The 17,520-nt window shown below is 60.5% G+C and carries 13 protein-coding genes; 7 read left to right on the forward strand and 6 right to left on the reverse strand.

What is annotated here, in order from left to right; translation table 11 throughout:
* Window positions 1-45 precede the first annotated feature (45 nt).
* The 4 genes from H6650_15360 to H6650_15375 all read left to right on the forward strand — a co-directional run bounded on the left by H6650_15360 (window position 46) and on the right by H6650_15375 (window position 4,645).
* Window positions 46-1,785: a GAF domain-containing protein gene (locus H6650_15360; protein MCB8953384.1), complete on the forward strand. Its 1,740-nt coding sequence runs from the start codon at window positions 46-48 to the stop codon at window positions 1,783-1,785.
* Window positions 1,786-1,792: 7 nt separating this feature from the next.
* A complete protein-coding gene (locus H6650_15365) occupies window positions 1,793-2,098 on the forward strand; it encodes a hypothetical protein (protein ID MCB8953385.1) in 306 nt (101 codons plus the stop codon).
* 145 nt (window positions 2,099-2,243) lie between these two features.
* Window positions 2,244-4,016: a response regulator gene (locus H6650_15370; protein MCB8953386.1), complete on the forward strand. Its 1,773-nt coding sequence runs from the start codon at window positions 2,244-2,246 to the stop codon at window positions 4,014-4,016.
* Entirely contained in the window at window positions 4,013-4,645 is a 633-nt protein-coding gene (locus H6650_15375) for a hypothetical protein (protein MCB8953387.1), read from the forward strand. The genes H6650_15370 and H6650_15375 overlap by 4 nt, the downstream gene beginning before the upstream one ends.
* Before the next feature lie 121 nt (window positions 4,646-4,766).
* Here the strand turns inward: H6650_15375 and H6650_15380 are convergent, their stop codons facing one another.
* Window positions 4,767-5,711: an alpha/beta fold hydrolase gene (locus H6650_15380; GenBank protein ID MCB8953388.1), complete on the reverse strand. Its 945-nt coding sequence runs from the start codon at window positions 5,709-5,711 to the stop codon at window positions 4,767-4,769.
* Between the two features lie 383 nt (window positions 5,712-6,094).
* Between H6650_15380 and H6650_15385 the strand changes: the two genes are divergently transcribed.
* A complete protein-coding gene (locus tag H6650_15385; protein ID MCB8953389.1) occupies window positions 6,095-7,366 on the forward strand; it encodes a tetratricopeptide repeat protein in 1,272 nt (423 codons plus the stop codon).
* A 3-nt stretch (window positions 7,367-7,369) separates the two neighbouring features.
* Here the strand turns inward: H6650_15385 and H6650_15390 are convergent, their stop codons facing one another.
* From H6650_15390 to H6650_15410, 5 genes are all read right to left on the reverse strand, one after another.
* The gene (locus tag H6650_15390; GenBank protein ID MCB8953390.1) at window positions 7,370-8,209 is read right to left on the reverse strand and encodes a PIG-L family deacetylase; all 840 of its coding nucleotides are present in this window, start codon (window positions 8,207-8,209) and stop codon (window positions 7,370-7,372) included.
* Window positions 8,210-8,400: 191 nt separating this feature from the next.
* On the reverse strand, window positions 8,401-9,171 hold the full coding sequence (locus H6650_15395) for an alpha/beta hydrolase (protein MCB8953391.1): 771 nt from the start codon (window positions 9,169-9,171) through the stop codon (window positions 8,401-8,403).
* A 35-nt stretch (window positions 9,172-9,206) separates the two neighbouring features.
* On the reverse strand, window positions 9,207-9,572 hold the full coding sequence (gene acpS / locus H6650_15400) for a holo-ACP synthase (protein ID MCB8953392.1): 366 nt from the start codon (window positions 9,570-9,572) through the stop codon (window positions 9,207-9,209).
* A 132-nt stretch (window positions 9,573-9,704) separates the two neighbouring features.
* Window positions 9,705-10,982: an insulinase family protein gene (locus H6650_15405; GenBank protein MCB8953393.1), complete on the reverse strand. Its 1,278-nt coding sequence runs from the start codon at window positions 10,980-10,982 to the stop codon at window positions 9,705-9,707.
* 300 nt (window positions 10,983-11,282) lie between these two features.
* Window positions 11,283-12,578: an insulinase family protein gene (locus H6650_15410; protein ID MCB8953394.1), complete on the reverse strand. Its 1,296-nt coding sequence runs from the start codon at window positions 12,576-12,578 to the stop codon at window positions 11,283-11,285.
* 584 nt (window positions 12,579-13,162) lie between these two features.
* On the opposite strand from H6650_15410, the gene H6650_15415 reads away from it, so the two are divergent.
* A complete protein-coding gene (locus H6650_15415; protein MCB8953395.1) occupies window positions 13,163-15,172 on the forward strand; it encodes a hypothetical protein in 2,010 nt (669 codons plus the stop codon).
* 53 nt (window positions 15,173-15,225) lie between these two features.
* A complete protein-coding gene (locus H6650_15420; GenBank protein MCB8953396.1) occupies window positions 15,226-17,457 on the forward strand; it encodes an AAA family ATPase in 2,232 nt (743 codons plus the stop codon).
* The last annotated feature ends 63 nt before the right edge of the window (window positions 17,458-17,520 follow it).

Consider the following 17,520-nt stretch of genomic DNA (forward strand, 5'->3'; position numbering starts at 1 on the left):
TAGGAAACTGTGTTGCGCTTGAGCCGCTATCATCCATCGATACCCATGACACCTTCGCAAGATAACCAACAAGCCCGCCTGGCCGCCCTCTACGAAGTGAGCGCCCAGTTAGGGGCCACTTTGGACCTGACGGAACTCCTTAACCTGGTGATGGATTCCATCATCAAGCTGACGAGCGCGGAGCGCGGTTTTGTTATGCTGCGCGACGAAATTACGGGACGGTTGGAAGCGGTGGCTGCCCGTAATGTCGATCAAGAGACAATTGCCGGCAGCGCCATGCACATCAGCCGCACCGTCATCGCCCGCGCCGCGCAAACGGGCGAAGCCATTCTCACGGACAATGCTCAAGAAGATGACCGTTTCTCCGGCCACCAGAGCGTGGTCGGCTACCAGCTTCGCTCCATCATGTGCGCCCCCATGCGCGCCCGCGGGCGCGTCATCGGCGTCGCCTACGTAGACAACCGCCTCTTCAGCGGCGTCTTTTCCCGGCTCGATCTCGACTTGCTGGTTGCTTTCATCAACCAGGCGGCCGTTGCCATTGACAACGCCCGCCTCTTCACGCAGACGGATCAGGCGCTGGCCCGCCGCGTTGAAGAGTTGACCATCTTCCAGCAGATTGACCAGGAACTCAATCGCTCCCTCGACCTGAATAGGGTGTTGAGTCTGGCGCTGGATTGGGCCATGAAACTGACTGAATCCCACAATGGTTCAATCGGCTTGCTGGTCGAAGAGGAAGAATCGTCCTACATTCGTTTGCTGCCGCCGCCCCGCGCAGTTGCCGAGCAGCCCCGCCGCGTCTCCACGACGCACCCTGTTGTCGCCGAACTGCTGAAAACCGGCAGTAGCGTTCACCACCAGAACCTGAGTCACCTGGAAGCCATTGACGGAACCCCCCCCGTGGCGCAGCTTGTCGTCCCCATCAAGCGGGAAGAGCGCGTAATTGGTCTCATCGCCCTGGAAAGCCAGCAAAGCAACACGTACAAAGAGGAAGACATTGCTTTTGCCACACGTCTGGCCGACCGCGCCGCCGTGGCTATTGAGAACGCGCGGCTTTATGAAGCCGTCCAGGCGGCCGATAAAGCCAAAACCAACTTTATCTCCATCGTCACGCATGAACTCCGTCTGCCCATGACGTCTATCAAGGGGTACACGGACCTGGTGCGCCGGGAGCTGGCAGGACCGCTGAATCAACAGCAAAAGGAGTTCCTGGACGTGGTGCAGCGCAACGTCGCCCGCATGAGCGTCCTCATTGACGATCTTTCCGACATCAACCGTATTGAAAGCAAACGGATGCGCTTCGATTGCAGCCCGTTTGACGTAGGTCAGGTGATCAAGGACGTCGCCGACAACATGCGGGATGGTCTGACGTCGCGCCAGCAAGCGCTGCATCTGGACCTGCCATCCGCGTTGCCCCTGGTCTACGCGGACCGCACGCGCATCAGCCAGGTGCTTACCAATCTCCTCAGTAATGCCAATAAGTATACGCCTCCTCAGGGCAGGATCACGGTGCACGCCGCGGCCACGCCTACGCATGTCCAGGTCGCGGTCGCCGATACGGGTTTGGGCGTTGCCCCGGAAGAACAGGCTCACCTTTTTGCCCAGTTTTTCCGTTCGCAAGATGCGCAGGTGCGAGAGCAGCCCGGCTGGGGTCTGGGTCTTTCCATTGTGAAGATGATGGTGGAAGCGCAGGGGGGAGAAATCCGCTGCGAGAGCGTCTATCGCCAGGGTAGTACGTTCACCTTCACTATTCCCGTTGCCGAGTCAGGATCGCCGCAGGCCACATGAGTGAATTATGACTGGCGCCAAGCTGCTTCTCTCCTACAACATGAGTAGCGACAATGCGAACGCCTACTATCAGTTTTTTCTTGGCCGCTACATTCCCCTCATGCAGACCCTGGGCCTGCAGATCAGTGAAGCGTGGCACACGGCCTATGGCCCGTATCCCAATCGCCTGGTGGGTTTTGTTACCCGCGATGTGGAACTGGCGCTGGCCTTGCCGCAAAACGATACCTGGATCGAACTGAACAACGAGTTGATTGGTTACGTCGCCAACTTTAGCTACAAGATTGTTCTGTATCGGGAAGGGTTTCAGTTCTGACGATTTGGATTACCGCCGGACCCTGGCTCGATTGGCGCGGGCAGGCCGCATTTGTGTGGCATTGCCGGCAGGTTGGGGTGAGGGTTGTGGCGTGAAGTGCCGGCATTTTCTCTCCTCAAACACACATCATACAACAGTATGGCAGATGGCTAACCCACCCAGGCAAAGGCTGCTAATCTACGACCTCATGAGTCGCCGTTGGCGACACAAACTGCTTGCCACCTGGAGCCTGGTTGCGCTTCTACTTGCCGGCAATGTCGTCGTTCCTATCCTGGCGCACCCTGGGCGTTGGGTCATCCTCGGCCTCAGCCTCTTTCTTTTCTGGAGCTACGTCACCTTCTGGCTGCCCCGCCGCGATGTCCTCGTGTTGCCAGACCGCCTGCGTTTGCGCGGCACCTTCCGTACCCTCGACCTGCCCTTCAACCAGATCATCGCCGTCAAGTTGTCCCAAATGTCTCAGCATTTCCCCGCCGAAAAGCTGCGCTTCAACGACCTTACCCTGCTTAGTCCCGTTTATCGCCAGAGCTGCTTGCTGCTGCACCTTCGTCACTATCCCATTTTGCCCGGAGGCTACCGGCTCTGGTTTCCTCGCTTCCTGTTTAGTCCCGACGAACCGGCCTTGCTCCTGGCTGTCGCCGACTGGCAAGGACTTAATCAGGCCATTCTTGCGGCCCGTGCCGGCAAAGACCGCTTGCCCCGGACCGATCCCCCACCGAAACGTACGCCCCTGGCGACCCCCCTGCCAGCCGCCAGGGGTTTCCCCGTGCCGGCAGGCCAGGATTTTGCCCCAGTCGCCGCCTCCTCCGACTCTTTGCCCGCCGCCGCCCCACCACTGCTGCTGGTTGCCGAGGACAACGCCGCCATGCGCGCACGCCTCCAATACGTACTCCAGCCGCATTATCGGGTGATCATGGCTGCTGATGGCGCGGAAGCGCTGCGCCAGGCCCACATACACCAACCGGACCTTGTCCTCACCGATCTTTCCATGCCCAAGATGGATGGGTACGCTCTTTTGCTGGCGATTCGGGGCGACAGCGACCTGTGCGCGACGCCGGTGGTTATTTTCACGGCCGGCGACGAACAGGAGGCGCGCATTCGGAGTCTGGAAGCAGGCGCGGACGATTTTCTCGCCAAGCCATGCAGCGACCAGGAACTGCGGGTGCGGGTGCGTAACTTGCTGCACGTGCGCGCCCAGGAGCGTCGGCTGGCCGAATTGAATCAACAGTTGGAGGCGCGCATTGAGGAGCAGTTGGCCGAACTCGTCGTCAACGGCGATTTGCGCCGGTTCCTGCCGCAGTCCGTTGCCGAGAATATCCTTTCCGGGCAGATTGGCCCCGCGGAGGTGTTTGAGCGGCGCGTGATCACCGTGTTGTTCGTGGACATCGTGAGCTTTACCGCGCTCACGGAAGTGCTGCAACCGAATAAGCTGGCGGCCATCTTGAACGACTACCTGCGCGAGATGACGGCCATTGCCCTGGTACACGGGGGCATGGTAGACAAATTCATTGGAGATGGGTTGATGGTTCTTTTTGGCGCGCCGGATGTGTCGGAGCCGACACAGCAGGTGTACGCAGCCATGCAGACCGCCGTCGCCATGCTGCAACAGGTGGAGGCATTGGGCACACGTTGGCGCGCCACGTTGCCGGCGGAATTGCACGTACGCATTGGTATCAGCACCGGCCATTGTACGATCGGCGTATTTGGCAGCGATATGCTCAAAAGCTACACGGCCGTGGGTATGCCCGTGAACGTCGCTTCCCGCTTGCAGGGAGAGGCTAATCCGCAAGGGGTTTTATGCAGCCGTGCCACCTACGAACATGTCGCCCACCGCGTGCGCGCGGAGACACGGGGGGCGTTGCGGCTGCGTGGCGTGCGCGAACTGGTGGAGGCGTATGACATCCTGGAGGTGTTGGGATGAAGAGGCAGGACGTAACCCGGCATCCGTTGTTGAGCAGTCGTCAACTGCGGCGACGGAATCAGGGCAAGCTGCTGTGGATCATATTGCTGTGCGCCGGTTTGGGCGGCTATGACTATTTTACGCGGGCACTGGGCAGCCGCTGGTATTGGATTTGGGTGGCGGTGGCGGCGGCGCTGGGGTTGTGGGTGTACTACGCTTTGCTGCTGAGTCGCGTTTCGGTGCAGGTCCATCCCAACTATATTCGGCTGCAAGGCGCGCTGCGTGGCTTCAACATTAGCTACGGGCGCGTCCTCACGGTTACGTCCAGCAGTTTGAGCCAACATTATAAGCTGGCGGAGATGAGGCGAGAGGACAGACGGCTGCTGGAGCCACATTGGGGGCGGATTTGCCTGCTGGTGGAGCTAAACCAGTATCCGCCAGGGCTGCGGCGACAGGGGCATTGGTGGTTGCCGCGTAGCTGTTTTAGTAAACGCCAATCTGGATTGCTGCTGTTGGTGGAGGATTGGATGGGGTTGAGCCGCGAGATGGAAGCGGCGCGCGCGAACTGGCTGCGACAGCGTGGCGGGCAGTTGCGGACGCGGGATCAGCGGACGCTGGTGGCGCGTATTATGGATGAGTATGTGCCGTAAGACGGTTGCGGTGGTAGCCATCTTCCCGGAAGGGTGACGAATCGTCCCGGAAGCCGGGTTTGAGGTGAGAGGTGTTCCGGGCCACTTCCGGGAAGGCCGCTTCCGGGAAGGTAGGACGGCATTACAGGTGTTGCTCGAAGAAGCGCAGGGCGGTATCGGGGTGGTCAAGCAGGTACTGGTAGCCGCCAAAGCGTTGGGTGTTGGGGAGGAAGAGCGGGGGGACGGCGTTGGGGGTGGCGGCGACCATGCGAGCGACGTCGGCGGCGCTGCCCCAGGTGTCTTGTTCGCTTTGGATGTAGAGGATGGGGGTGATGCCGGCAGATTTTGCCGCAAAAACGGGATCAATTGCCGAAAAACGCAGCCCGCGCGCCATCAGCGGATAGCCCACCTCCATCACCCACCCCAGGATTTTCCCCAAAGGTCCGAGCAGATAGGCGGCGTAGCCCGCCTTGAACACGGGCGGCGATGTGGGTTGCACGGCTATGGCCGCCTTGATGCCTTGCGTACGCGGCAGCGTGAAGAGGATCGTGTTGGCCCCCATGGAGAAACCCACCGCGCCGATGCGGTTGGGCTGCACATCCGACCGACTTTGCAGGTAGTCTACCGCGCCCAGCAGGTCATTGGCTTCTTGCAGCCCAAACGTGACCGTGCCGGCAGGGGCGCTGAGGCCGTGGTTACGCAGGTCGAACATGAGGACGTGGTAGCCCGCGCCGCGCAGGGCGTAGGCCAGCATCAGTAGTTCCAGGGGGGAGGTTCCGGGGATGTCTTCGAGCAAATTGCCGGCAACCGTTCCTAGACGGTTCCAGGGCCAGCCATGTACCATGATCACCGTGGGGCGGGCGGCGGCGGCGGCGGGGATAAACCAGCCGGAGAGGCGCACGCCATCGCGGGCGGGGAACTGGACGTCTTCGTAGGCCAGCCCAAAATGGCGCGGCGTGGCCCAGGGGGCTTTGCGCGGCGGGCGGATGACGAAGCGGGTGAGGTAGAGTGTTAGGGTGGTGATGATGCCGGCAATAATGCCCACCACCATCAGGAAAAAGCGAACTGCGCGGCGAAATTGAACCATAGTGTCCTCCTGCATCAAACTATAACCCAATGGTCCAGGGCAAACAACTACGACCACAACACCGGGCGCGAGACAGGACGCGGATACAAGTGAATTCCGCGTCCACTTGGTCATCGTCGTAAAAATCGCGTTAAACATGCCGGCAAAACCGATTCCGCACAGGTTCCCTCCTTGCCGCGCCACTCCCGAATGCTGGCTAGACCTCCGTGACGCAGGTAAAATAGTGGAGAGCAATACAGTATCTGTAACGACTGACGCTCTCTGGAGATTGGACCCATTTCACCAGAGAAAATTAGTCCAATCTGGTGTAGCAGTTACCAGTATCTTTTTTTTGGCGTTTTCTGGCCTGCGCCACGCCCTTCAATAACGCGAATCTTACCACTATGACACAACGTTCTCCAGATAAGCTCCTTGACGAAGCCACCACGGCCACCACCATTACACGTTACTGGGATGCCATCCAGTTGTACACGGACATACTGGGTCAGACGGACCCGCATTCCGGCGACGACAACGTGCGCCAGATGCGCCTGAACGCGCTGCAACAGCGCAGCCGTTTATTGAGCCAGTTGGGTGAGCAGGCCGCCGCGCTGGCCGGTTACGAGCAGTGTTACCTGGAAGCCGGCAGCAGCGAGAGCGCCGTCAAGGCGTTGGTGAACATTGGCCGCCAGTGCGCCCGTCTGGGGCAGTACAATCGCGGTCTGGAGGCGCTGAAGGAGGCGCTGGTGCTGGCGGAGGCGTTGAATTATACGGCGGGCCGCGCGGATGCCCTGGGGGCCACGGGCGTTTTGCTGGCGAATCTGGGCCAGTTGGAGGAAAGCCTCAGCTATTACAATCGATCGCTGCCGCTGTATCAGCAGTTGCATGACAAGCGGGGCGAGATGCGTGGCTACAATCGCATTGGCGTGGCGCACGCGCAGATGGGCAGCATTGACAAGGCGATTGCGGCTTTTCAGCATTGCCTGAAACTGGCCCGCGATTTAGGGGAACAGGACCACGCTGTCTATTCGTTGAATAATCTGGGGGAGTGCTACCAGATGTTGTTCGATTTGCCGAAGGCGTTGATTTATCATCAGGAAGGGCTGGCAGTGGCGATCAGCACGCGGCTGCGTTACCTGGAGGCAGATACGTCGCGCAATTTGGGCGCGGAACTGGTGGGTCTGGGGCGCGTGGAGGAGGGGCTAACGTATTTGCATCGTGCGCTGGACCTGGCGCGGGAGACGGGGCAGCCGGACGTGGAGTGGCAGGCGCTGTATACGCTGGCGTTGACCTACATTGAGCATGGTCCGCTGGATACAGGGTATGATTATGCGTGCCAATTGCGCCAGTTGGCGCAGGAGTCCAATACAAAGGCGGCGGAGGCGAAGGCGCTACATGCTTTGGGGGTCTATGAGCGTGGGCGGGGTGATATGCCGGCAGCGGAGCAATTGTGGCAGCAGGCGTTGTTCCTGGCGCATGAAACCAGCCAACGTATTCTCATTTGGCAGATTCATGCCGGGCTGGCGCAAATTACCGCCAACCCCGACCTGGCTATTGTTCACAACCGCATTGCCGCCGAAGTGATCAACCAGATCGCTTTTCCCATTGAGGATACCACCTTGCGCGCCGGCTTCCTCAATGCGACGCCCATTCGGGCTATCCTGAGCGCGGTTTAGCCATCAACTGAAAAAATCGCGCTCGCGGAATCCATCGGGCACGGGGGGATAGGCGCGCTGGAATGTTTCCACGCCGAACAGTAGTTTTTGCATGAATGCCGGCATCAACCGACTAAATCCCGTCCCCCCACCCTGGCTGCCGTGCTCCGCGCTGGCCAGCGCTTTCACGTCCCAATAGCGGCGATAATCAATACGCGCGTGTATCTTGCCCGGCGGCAGCCCCAGCCTGGTGAAATCAATATCCTTGTTTCGCCCCATCTGCGTCGGGTCCTGCCCCCGCAGCCGCATCATCGCAATAATCACCTTCAGCAAGCGATTGGAGAACGCCGTGTAGTAAAGCCGGTCCGCCTGGAACGGAGCCGGGCCAATCTCCGCATACGCATTCGCCTGCCCCGCCGCCAGGAACGCCGCCGTCGTGATCTTCCAGCACATGATGTGGTCGGGGTGGAAATAGCCCCCTGTTTCATCGTGCGTCATCACCACCTGTGGCCTGATCTCGCGGATGAGCCGCACCACCTTGCCCACGGCCTCCTGCTCATCCGCCTGGATGAACGCCTGCGGATGTTCATTGTCCGGGTTGCCCGGCATCCCAGAGTCGCGGTAGCCCAGGCGATGCAGCGTCACGCCCAGGATCGCCGCCGCCCGTTCCAACTCCTTCGAGCGGTGTGGGGCCAGTTCCGCCTGCACCGCCTCGTACCCCTCCGCTGCCGTGCCTGCCGCGCCATCCGTGGCAATCGCCACATGCACGTCTACGCCTTCGGCGGCATACCGGGCCAAAGTTCCCCCAGGTCCATAAGATTCATCATCCGGGTGAGCCAGAACGGCTAACAAAGCACGGCGCATAGGTTGGTTCTCCTGCTAAAACTTCTGGTAAGACGGGTTTCCAATTGGTCCCCGGCAGCGAAGGGGCCGCGGAAAAACGCGATCTGGAGATTGGACCAATCTTACCAGAGAAAATTGGTCCAATCGGGCTTAGGACTGGCGATGAAATAAGACCCGAAACGGCATCGTCACTCCTTAAAGGTTGGCGGTTGTCAGGCGTGGGTTGTGGGGCGCTGGTGGAAGAATTGCATGGCCGGGAGGAATGGCACGGGGCGCACGGAAGCCAGCGGGTGGCGCACGCCGGGCAGCACCAGCAGTTCCCCCGCGGGAATGACGCGGCTGAGGCGCAGCGCCTCCGACAACGGAACCATCTCATCCCGATCCCCCACGCTGACCAGGACGGGACACTGCGCGCGCGCGGCCATGCCTTCCGTTAACCCCTTTTCGTGAATAATGGCCACCAGATCGCCGCCCTGACGCGCCAGGGCACGCCAGCGGCTGGCTCCGTGTTCTTCCGCCAGTTGATTGGCGTAGGAAGGGGCGCGGTCGGCGATGCGGTCGGGGTCTAGCTGACGCTTGATCTTCTCCACGGTTTCTTGCGACCAGTAGAATTTGGTGGCGTGCATCAAGACCGTATACACGCGCCGTGGCTGGTTGAGGGCCAGCATCAGGCCGAGGTAGCCGCCCAGGCTATAGCCGGCTACGTGGAGGTTCTCGATGCCCAGGTGGTCCAGTAAACCCACGATGTCTTGCAGCATTCGTTCCGGTCGCAAATCAGGTTGTCTATTTTCGGATAGACCATGCCCGCGCAGATCCATCAAGGTGAGGCGAAAGCGGTTTTCCAGGACAGGGTGGAAGCCGCGCCACTGGGAGCTGATGGCTCCCAGAAGACCGGGGAGCAGCAGCAGGTGATTACCCGCCGACTGCTCGCCAAAGCGTTCGTAATGGATTTTTGTGCCGTCGTCCGCTGTCCAAAAAGGCATATTTTCTCCTGTTTACGCTCGTTTTCTTTAATGATTTAGCCGGTGGCGGTGACGAAGCCGATGGCGTGGGTGTCGGTGTGCGCCAGGCTGATGTCCCACTGCTGCCAGCCGCGCACCTGGGCCAGTTCGGCGGCGGCGGCGTGGAGGATGAGGTGGGGCTTGCCACGCGCGTCGCAGACGACTTCGATTTCTCGCCAGCGCACGTCGCCGATGCCTGTGCCCAGGGCTTTGGCGACGGCTTCTTTGATAGCGAAACGGCCGGCGAGGCGGGTGGCATTGCCGGCACAAAATGCCTGTTCCTGTTCCGTAAATACACGGCCAAGGAAATGCGCGCCATGACGTTCTATCGTCTGAGCCACGCGGGCCACTTCTACCAGATCAACGCCAACCGCGATCATTATTCACCACAATGGTCAATTGGATGTATCGGCACGGAAATCAAATAAGACAACGAAGTTGTTTCCTTATCGTTCCTTCAGACTGATGATGCCATTCCGTACTTTATTTCATCGTCAGTCCATTGCGCCGGTCGCTCACGCATTCATGTCCGGCCCGGCCACGGCGATAGCGATCTCGTCGGCGCTGAAGTATTTGCGTGCGGCGGCTTGCACCCGCTCCGGCGTCACTTCGTTTACCATGTCCGGGTAGCGGCGCAGATAGTCCAGCCCCAGGTTGTAGACTTCCATGTCCGTGATAATGCTGGCCAGGCCGTCGTTGGTTTCCAGGCTTACGGGAAGGGAGCCGGTGAGGTAGGCTTTGCTGTCTTCGACTTCTTCCACGGGGACGAGTTCGTCTTGAATGCGGTGTATTTCCTGGCGAATGCCGGCAATCGCCTGTTCCACTTTATCCGGGGCGACGCCAGTGCCGGCAATCCACGGAGCCGGCCCCAAACTGCCGGACAGGCGACTGTAGACATAATACGCCAACCCCTGTTCTTCGCGCACCGTCTTGCCCAGGCGACCATACATGCCAAACACGCCCAAAATCGTATTCGCCAGGCGTGCATCCTGGAAATCTGGCGCGGAGCGGCGCGGTCCGGGCAGCCCCATCACAATATCCGACTGCGTTTTTTCCGCCATGCGCACGTGGGTGCGTGTTATGGACGGTGGGCGGGCCGCGTCGGGCACGTCGGGCAGCGTCAACTGTCCAGGGCGCGACCAATCGCCCAACACGCGCCGCACTTTGTCTACAGCCTCTTCCGCTTTCACCGCGCCCACTATGGTCACGATCATCTGGCGGGGTCCGTAGTAAGCGGCGTGAAATGCGTGCAAATCCTCCGGCGTCAGGCTCGTCACGGTTTCCGGCGTGCCGGATAGTTCCGTGCCGTATGGGTGTCCATTATACAACAGCGCATAGAACGCCTTGCTGGCCTGGCTGCGGGTGTCATTCGCCTGAATTTGCAGCCCGGTCAGGATTTCGCCGCGCACCTTTTCCACATGGTCTGCCGGGAAGACAGGATTGCGCAGCGTATCCGCGGCCAGCGTCAGCACAAGGTCCAGGTCTTCCGCCAGACTGGCGGCGGAAAAACCCGTTGTATGCCGTCCCGCCGAAAAGCCCAATTGCGCGCCTACAGATTCCAATTCGTCGTAAAGGCTCTCGAAAGAGCGGTTTTGCGTGCCGCGCATGAGCGTCCGCGCCGTAAAGGCCGCCAGCCCAGCCTGATTGTGATCTTCCCCCAGCGCGCCCGCCCACACCAGCCCTTCCACCTCAATGGATTCGGAGGCGAAGTTTTCATAGGCCAGCACCACAATGCCGTTTTCTAGTTGGTGGCGGTGAATGCTGTCTGGACCAGGATAATTCTTAGCAGTCATGCGAACTCCTGCGAAAGTGTCATGTTGGGTGCGTTTATCGCGCGCCATGTCAAAAGTGGGATGCGGATGAACGCAGAAAAACGCGAATAAAACAATAAGCTGCACCGTCCGCGAAAGCCGCGAAAGCCTGATTGTTACAGGTCCTGCCGTCACAATGGGTGACCGTCACAATGGGTGACCGTCACAATGGGTGACCGTCACAATGGGTGACCGTCACAATGGGTGACCGTCACGCTCTGTGACCATCTGGGACCGTTTTCATTCGCGGCCAGGACGAACAGGCTGCCTCTGGGCAATGAATCAGTTCTCGAAAACGGGCTGGTTGCCGGGAACGTATCGACCGACGATCCGATTCTCCGGGCGTAGATAGGTCTGTTGCACGCGCCGCAAATCCGCCAGCGATACCTGGTTCAAATTCTCCAGCGCGTTCTCAAACCAGCCGTAATCACCCGTCACCGCCTCCGCCAGGCCAATCATTTGCGCCTGGCCCGTGACGCTCTCGCTGGCGAAGACAAACTGCGCTTTGGCCCGTTTGAGCGCCTTGTCCAGTTCCGCCTGCGTGACCGGTTCCTGCCCCAGACGGTCCAGTTCCGCTTGCAGTGCTGCTTCGATCTCGTCCAGCGTGCGCCCCGGGCGGGCCACGGCCTCAATCGTATACAGGTACGGGTCAATTGTTGGCGCCAGGCTGGCGGAGGCGTGCGCCGCCAATTCCGTAGCCACCAATGCTTTGTAGAGGCGGGAGCTTTTGTTGCTGCCGCCGCCGCCGAAAAATCCGAGGCTGCTGCCGCCGGCAAAAGCCGCGTTCAGCAGCGCCAGCGGATAATAGTCAGGGTCGTTGGCGGCGGGGGCGCGAAAACTGTAGAAGAGATAGGACGTATCCCCCGGACCGGAAACGGTGACGCGCCGCTCGCCCCGCTGCGGCGGTTCCTGCCGCGTGATGGTCGCGGGCGTGTCCCCGGCGGGAAGGGAACCATACAGTTCGGTGATGCGCGCCAGCATTTTCCCCGTATCGAAATCCCCGACGGCCACGGCGATGGCGTTGTTTGGAGCATAGAAGCGTCGATAATGTTGGTAAAGGTCTTCGCGGGACATAGTCGTGAGGTCTACTTCATCCCCGATCACCTCATGATGGTAGGGATGAACGCGGAAGGCGGCCGCCTGTAGCTCTTCCGAGAGCAGAAATGTGGGGTAGTTCTCATACATGTGCCGTTCGGAGATGATGACGGTGCGTTCCGTTTCCGTGATGTCCGGCTCCATGATCGTGTTCACCATGCGGTCGGCTTCCAGGCGTAGGGCCAGGTCAATGCGGTCGGCGGGCATGGTTTCGTAGTATGCCGTGAAATCCAGCCAGGTGAACGCATTCCAGCGCCCCCCTTCGCGGGAGACGGCACGGTCCAACGTGCCCCCGGGGAATTGTGGGGTCCCCTTAAACATCATGTGCTCAACCCAATGGGAGATGCCGGTGTAGCCTGGCTTTTCGTTGCGGCTGCCGACGCGATACCAGACAAAAAAAGTTGTCACGGGGGCGTGGTGCATTTCCTTGAGGACGACGGTGAGGCCGTTGTCGAGCGTACTCTTGTGAATGTTAGACGGCATGAGAACTCTCCTGGAAGCAGCTTGTCGGCGGGTTGCCAACCCGCCTCATTTTCCTGAGGCGGATGTTTCATCGCTTCTGGTTCGTATTCGCTCGTGAAAACGCCTGCGCGGTGGTGGTCAATTGTCTGTGAACAGCGTTAGTAGACAGTGATTCAGAAGCAGGAAGAATTATAGCACCGGGGCGGGGGAAAGGGGAATGTGATTGCCGGCAGACTGACTGCGTTGTTCTGGCGTTAAGGACTGACGATGAAATAAAGTACGGAATTGCATCGTCAGGATGTAAATGCCGGCACTATGACCTATTTCCGCACATAGAGCCGCAAAGAAACGTGATTGCGATTCAATCCGAGGTAAAATAGTCGTAACGACTAACGCTCTCTGGAGAGAAAATTGGTCCAGTCTGGCTTAGCAGTTACAAATAGTCGTTGTGACTATACAGGTCATCTGCCCAGATTGGACCAATTTGCTCTGGTTGAATCTTATTGATGTCTACAAAATTGGTCCAATCTCTCGGAGACGTGAATAGTTACTAGTCGTTAATCATCGTTGTCAGCCGCTGATTACCTTAAACCCAGGAGTCCAAGATGCGCCACTGTCAGCTTAAATCGTTTGCTATTTTGCCGCGTTTTGCTGTGTTATGCCTGATGGGCGGGTTGTTGCTGCTTGTGAGCGGTTGCCGTCGCATGGAGGCGCCGCTGCCCACGCGGGTTCCTTTGGCTCAAGTTCCCACGGAAACAACCGCCCCGCCAACGGAGGTGGTGCTGCCCACGTCGTTGGCTCCGGAGTCGGCGACCGCGACGGTGGCGGCTGCGGCGACCACGGTGGAGGCCACGGCGACCGTGATGGCGGCGACCACGACGTCCGTGACGGAAGAGGCGACAGCGACGGAGCCGATTGTGGTGACTGATTTGCCGCCGACGAATACGCCTATGCCGGCAACGGCCACGCGCCAACCCACGGCAACACGGCTGCCCCTGCCCACGATCACGCCCGTGCCGCCGCGCGCCACGCGCACGCCGTTGCCTACCAGCACGCCGCCGCCGACAGTGGTTCCCTCGGCCACGCCCGTGCCGGCAGGTTGGCAGGCCGCGTACTATAACAACCGTGATCTGAGCGGGTCGCCGGCGTTGACGCGCGTGGATGCCGGGGTGGTGTTTGACTGGGGTGGTGGTGCGCCCGCGGAGGGGCTGCCGGCGGATAATTTTTCGGCGCGATGGCAGCGGGAGGTGACGACGGACGCGGGTTTATATCGCTTTGCGGTGGTGGCGGATGATGGGGTGCGGGTGTGGTTGGATGATCAGGTGATTATTGACCAGTGGCATGATGCCGGCAATCAAACCTACTCCGTGGAGCGCAATCTGGGGGCGGGCATACATCGCCTGCGCGTGGATTACTACGAAAACCAGGGCACGGCCAGGATTCAGTTCTGGTACGAAAAAAGCAGCGACTTCCCGCAATGGCGGGGGGAATATTTTAACAATCGGGACGTGAGCGGTTCCCCCGTGCTGGTGCGGAATGACGCGCAAATTTCATTCAACTGGGGCACGGGTGCGCCGGTGCCGGATTTGCCCGCCGATGGTTTTTCGGTGAGATGGACGCGCCCGTTGGCGTTGGATGCCGGCAGTTATCGTTTCTACGCCCGCGCGGATGATGGCGTGCGCGTCTGGCTCGATGGAACCCTCATCCTGGACGAATGGCATGACACGGGTAACGTTGCTTATGGCGTGGATCGGACGGTGAATGCCGGCAACCACACCTTGCGCGTCGAATTCTATGAAAACCTGGGCAGCGCCAACATTCAGTTCTGGTGGGACCGCACCGACCTGGTTGGCGAATGGTGGGGCGAATACTTCGACAACCCCACCCTCAGCGGGGCCGCTGTGCGCACGCGCAACGACGCCAATCTCGACTTCGACTGGGGGCAAGGCGCACCCGACGCCGGACTGCCTGCCGACAACTTCTCCGTGCGCTGGACCCGGTCCGCGCAGTTTGAAAATGGCCTCTACCGCTTCACCCTGCTCGTGGACGATGGCGCGCGCGTCTACCTCAACGGCGACCTGATTATCGACGAATGGCGAGATGGCAGCTCACGTCAGGTGCAGGTGGACCGCAACGTCAACGGCGGCGCATTCCCCGTGCGCGTGGAATACTATGATCGCAGCGTTACCGCCCGCGTCCGCCTCACCTGGGAGAAAGTGGGTCCACCGGGAACCTATCCCGACTGGAAGGCGGAGTTTTTCCCTAACCAGAATCTGGAAGGTGGCCCGATCCTCACGCGCAACGATGCGGATGTGGATTTCAACTGGGGCTTGAACGCGCCCGCGCCGGGGCTGCCCGGCGATGGTTTTTCCGTTCGGTGGACGCGCACTTTGGACTTTGATGCCGGCACTTACCGCCTGAACGTGATCGCCGACGATGGCGTGCGCGTCTACGTGGATGGCAAAAGCGTCATTGACCAATGGCGCGACGGCAGCGGCAATCGCACGTTCAGCGCGGAACTGGCGCTGGATGGGGAACACCAGATCGTCATTGCCTATTACGACCACCTCTTTGACGCCAAAATCAAATTCTGGTACGAGCGCGTCGGCCAGTAAATGCGTTGCCGTCGCGCCTTGCCGCCACCAGCCATCCGGCTACAATCAGGCATATGGACCTATTCGCGCAGGCAGGGCGAGCGCAAATTGAGCGGGAATCGCCGCTGGCGAACCGGATGCGCCCGCGCACGTTGGAAGAATACGTGGGGCAGGAGCACATCATCGGCCCTGGCCGCTTGCTGCGCCGCGCCATCCAGGCGGACCAACTCTCCTCCCTCATCTTTTACGGTCCACCGGGCACGGGCAAGACCACGCTCGCCCGCGTCATTGCCAACCAGACGCAGAGCCACTTCATCACCATCAACGCCGTGCTGGCGGGCGTGAAGGAGATACGGGAAGCCATCGCCGACGCGCTGGAGCGGCGCCATCTTTACAGCCAGCGCACGACGTTGTTCGTGGACGAGGTGCATCGCTGGAACAAAGCGCAGCAAGACGCGCTGCTGCCGCATGTAGAAAACGGGACTATCATCCTCGTCGGAGCCACCACGGAAAACCCCTATTTTGAGGTCAACAAAGCCCTGGTCAGCCGCAGCCGCATTTTCCAACTGCGCCCGCTGACGCCGGACGATCTGCGCCAGATTGCGCGACAGGCGTTGGCGGACCCGGAGCGGGGGTATGGCAAGCTGCGTGTGGCGGTGACGCCGGAGGCGCTGGACCATCTGGTGGACGTGGCGAATGGGGATGCTCGCGGTGTGCTAAATGCGCTGGAACTGGCGGTGGAGACGACGCCGCCGGACGCGGATAACATCATTCGCATAGACCTGGCGGTAGCCGAGGAGTCGATCCAGAAGCGGGCGGTCCTCTACGACAAAGACGGGGATGTGCATTACGATACCATCTCCGCCTTTATCAAGAGTTTGCGCGGCTCCGACCCGGATGCGGCGCTATACTGGATGGGCAAGATGCTGTACGCGGGGGAGGACCCGCGCTTTATCTTCCGCCGCATGGCGATTGTGGCCAGCGAGGATGTGGGGCTGGCGGACCCGAATGCGGCGGTGGTGGTGAATGGGTGTTGGGATCTATACGAGAAGATTGGTTTGCCGGAAGGGCGTTTCCATCTGGCGCAGGCAGCGTTGTACCTGGCGACGTGCCCCAAGTCGAATTCGACGATGGCGTTTTTTGACGCGCTGGCGGCGGTGGAGCGGGAGCAGGAGGCGGATGTGCCGATTCATTTGAAGGATGGCAGCCGCGATAAGGAGGGGTTTGGGCACGGTCAGGGGTATTTGTATCCGCACGCTTATCGGGATCATTGGGTGGCGCAGCAGTATTTGCCGTCCGCGCTGCAAGGGAAACTTTTCTACCAGCCCGGCGACCAGGGGTATGAGCGGGAGATTCGGGATCAGGTGGCGCGGCGGCGTGAGGCGCAGTTGGCGGCGATGCTGGAGGGCGTGGATGAGGAGGCGGTGGAGGTTTTGACGACCAGCCCGGCGGATCGGGGGAAGGAGGCGTGGTTGCGGCGGGTAAATGCCGGCAGCAGTGCCGCCTTGAGCCAGGTGCGCGAGCGTCTGTTTGCCGCCGCCAATCCACAGCGACATCATCTGGTCCTCATTCTGCACGACGGCACGGGTTTGTTGACGTGGGAAGCGGTGCGACGCGCGCCCGAGGGGGGCGTCTGGACGCTGGCTCCCACACAGCAGGCAGGTGAGATGCTGCGGGGGCAGGCGCAGCGACTGGCGGAACTGGAGCGCCCGCAGGTGCTTGTGGGCGCGGTTGCGGAACTGGATGCGCTGCTGCAACTGCGCGGCGAGGCGGAACTGCGCTTTGACCGCATCCTGGGGCGCAACCTGTTTACGCGCTGGGAGGCGGAGTCGGAGGAGGCGCTGGCGCAGGTCGCGCGGCTGCTGCGCCCGGACGGGCGTTTGTGCGTGGCGCAGGTTGTGCCGCGGCGGGGGCAGCGGTTGTACGCGCTGGTGGATTGGGGGGAGATGCCGGAGGTGCTGGAGCGGGTGCGGGCGGCGGAGGAAGCGATTTATGCGGCGGCGGACGATCCGCTGACGGCGTGGGATGTGCCGGACCTGATGGGCCGATTGGAGGCCGCCGGGCTGGGCGTGTCGGCGCAGTCGTTGACGCTGATGCCGGAGGAGCGGCGGTTGACGGGCGAGCAGTTGGCGCGTTGGTTTGGGGTGGGGGGGCGATATGCCGGCAATCTCACCGCCGCCGGCCTGACGGAGGTGCAAATACACCAAATCGTCGCTCTTTATCGTCGTCAGTTGCTCAATAGAATAGTCACGTGGCAAACGGCAATCCTATTCCTAACAGTTGTTAAAAACAAGCTCACGGTCTAAATAGTCTTGTCTAGCCGTATAACTGTTCGTTCAGCTTCAGCATGGTCATCTCACTTTTTTTGA

Source organism: Ardenticatenales bacterium, from assembly GCA_020634515.1.
In the GTDB taxonomy this organism is placed as follows: Bacteria; Chloroflexota; Anaerolineae; order Promineifilales; family Promineifilaceae; genus JAGVTM01.